At 34.5% G+C, this 2,623-nt stretch carries 3 protein-coding genes and 1 pseudogene; 1 reads left to right on the top strand and 3 read right to left on the bottom strand.

Going from position 1 to position 2,623, the window contains the following annotated elements:
- Window positions 1-1,065 (top strand): transcription termination factor Rho (gene rho / locus ACIQZC_RS10615; protein ID WP_396139195.1); only part of this gene is annotated, 1,065 nt, incomplete at its 5' end.
- Between the two features lie 106 nt (window positions 1,066-1,171).
- Here the strand turns inward: rho and tpiA are convergent.
- The 3 genes and pseudogenes from tpiA to ACIQZC_RS10630 form a co-directional block, all read right to left on the bottom strand.
- Window positions 1,172-1,921 (bottom strand): triose-phosphate isomerase, encoded by a 750-nt coding sequence (gene tpiA / locus ACIQZC_RS10620; protein WP_396139196.1) that lies wholly within the window; start codon window positions 1,919-1,921, stop codon window positions 1,172-1,174.
- The gene (locus ACIQZC_RS10625) at window positions 1,921-2,418 is read right to left on the bottom strand and encodes a TlpA family protein disulfide reductase (RefSeq protein WP_396139197.1); all 498 of its coding nucleotides are present in this window, start codon (window positions 2,416-2,418) and stop codon (window positions 1,921-1,923) included. Before ACIQZC_RS10625 ends, tpiA begins: the two co-directional genes overlap by 1 nt.
- Window positions 2,419-2,421: 3 nt before the next feature.
- Window positions 2,422-2,623: pseudogene (locus ACIQZC_RS10630) on the bottom strand (protein tlpB); the annotation flags it as partial.

Raw genomic sequence — 2,623 nt, forward strand, 5'->3', positions numbered from 1 at the left:
TATGGTTTTTTACGTTCGTCTGATTATAATTATTTAGCTTCACCAGATGATATTTACTTATCAACTTCGCAAATTCGTTTATTCGGATTAAAAACGGGAGATACTGTAAAAGGAGTGGTGCGTCCTCCAAAGGAAGGGGAAAAATATTTTCCTTTAGTAAAAGTTTTAAAAATAAACGGTCACGATCCACAAGTGGTTAGAGATCGAATTTCATTTGAACATTTAACTCCAGTTTTTCCAACCGAAAAATTCAACTTAGCCGAAAGAGATAGTACTATTTCGACGCGTATTATCGATTTATTTTCGCCTATTGGAAAAGGACAACGCGGAATGATTGTTGCCCAACCAAAAACGGGTAAAACCATGTTGTTGAAAGATGTTGCTAATGCCATTGCGGCAAATCATCCTGAGGTGTACTTAATTGTATTATTGATTGATGAACGCCCAGAAGAAGTTACCGATATGCAAAGAAGTGTTCGTGGTGAAGTAATTGCTTCTACTTTTGATAGAGAGCCTCAAGAACACGTTAAAATTGCGAATATTGTGTTAGAAAAAGCAAAACGTTTAGTAGAATGTGGTCATGATGTAGTCATTTTATTAGATTCAATTACACGTTTAGCAAGAGCTTATAATACAGTACAACCTGCTTCTGGAAAAATATTAAGTGGTGGTGTTGATGCAAATGCGTTACAAAAACCAAAACGTTTCTTTGGAGCAGCTCGTAATGTAGAAAACGGTGGTTCATTGAGTATCATTGCTACAGCATTAACCGAAACGGGTTCTAAAATGGACGAAGTAATCTTTGAAGAATTCAAAGGAACGGGTAACATGGAATTACAGTTGGATAGAAGAATTTCTAACAAACGTATTTTCCCTGCAATCGACTTAGTATCTTCAAGTACGCGTCGTGATGACTTATTATTAGACGAAAATACCATTCATAGAATGTGGATCATGCGTAAATATCTTGCCGATATGAATCCAGTAGAAGCGATGGATTTTATTCACGACCGATTTAAGAAAACCCGAAACAACGAAGAATTTTTAATTTCGATGAATCAATAAATAAAAAAACTCCGATGAAAATCGGAGTTTTTTTATGGTATTATTTTGAAAAAATCAGTGATAATCCGTTAAATCTGTTTCATCTGTGTTCTAAATTCCGAAAATCTTAAAATCCATTCACAATTGCTAAAAAGTCATCTGCTTTTAAAGCAGCACCACCAATTAATCCGCCATCAACATCAGGTTTTGAGAAAATTTCTTTAGCATTATCTGGTTTTACACTTCCGCCATATAAAATGCTTAAGTTATCGGCAACGTCAAATCCGTAAACTTTCTCTACTAAATTACGAATGAATTTATGCATTTCTTGCGCTTGTTCTGGAGAAGCAGTTTCACCCGTTCCGATGGCCCATACCGGTTCGTAAGCTAATACGATATTTGCCCAGTCTTTCTTTTCTATGTGAAACAATCCATCGCGCAATTGATATTCAACTACATTAAAATGATTGTTTTGTTGGCGGTCTTTCAATTCTTCACCAAAACAGAAAATTATACGCATATCATGTTTTAAAGCAGTATTCACTTTGTCAGCTAACAGGGCATCGGTTTCATGAAAATACGCACGTCTTTCGCTGTGACCTAAGATAACAGTGTTTACCCCGATATCGGTTAACATTGAAGCGGCAATTTCGCCAGTAAATGCGCCACCTTCTGCCTGATGCATGTTTTGTGCGGCTACAGTAATTCCCTTTCCATTAGTGAACTCAACCGCTTTTGATAAATTGACAAAAGTAGGAGCTACAATAATTTCAGTTGTAGTATTTGATTTCTTAGCGATAATTTCTTCCAATAATGCAACGGTTTCTTTTTGGGTTTTGTGCATTTTCCAGTTTCCGGCAACGATGTTTTTTCTCATTATTTTACCAATTCTAAAGTTTTAATTAATTTTTTATCATCAGCTTCAATAACCTTATATAATGCTATTTTACCTTTTTTATTCACCACCATGTATCTAGGAATCCAATCCAGATCAATTGAATTTCCAAAAACCCCTTTCATTCCGTCGGCAGTTAAATAGTGCTCTCCTTTAACTTCATATTTTTCAATACCTTTCAACCAAGATTCATAGGATTTATCCATAGAGATAAACAAGAAAGTAACCTCTGGATTTTTTTCTTGTAATTCTTTTACTTTTGGCATTCCTTTCACACAGTCTGAACACCAAGAAGCCCAAACATCGATTACAATGGTTTTTCCTTCGTATTTTTTTAGAATTTCTGCAAAAGTAATTGGTTTATTTTCGGTAGTAACCATTACGTTTTCTAAACCTTCTTTTTTAAAACTAGTTTCTTCTTTTTGAGCACATCCTAAAGTACTGATTAGCATTGTAGCTACAACTATAATTTTTTTCATAATTTATTTTTTTAATGCGGAATATGGTTTTTTTAATGATTTCTTTAATTCTGTTCCGTTGAATTTATTTGCATTGATGCCATCGTAAAACAAAATTTCATTTCCGTTCCAAAGATATTTTACACCAGGAGTGTCTCTAGTGTTTCCTATGAGATTCCAAAAACTGATAACATCAACCTTTTGATAAGGATATTTTGCACCAGCG

Source organism: Flavobacterium sp., from assembly GCF_044338735.1.
Lineage (GTDB): Bacteria > Bacteroidota > Bacteroidia > Flavobacteriales > Flavobacteriaceae > Flavobacterium.

What these genes read in the sequence shown, in the direction of transcription:
- tpiA (WP_396139196.1), bottom strand. Translation starts at nt 1,921, where the DNA reads ATGAGAAAAAACATCGTTGCCGGAAACTGGAAAATGCACAAAACCCAA.
- ACIQZC_RS10625 (WP_396139197.1), bottom strand. Translation starts at nt 2,418, where the DNA reads ATGAAAAAAATTATAGTTGTAGCTACAATGCTAATCAGTACTTTAGGA.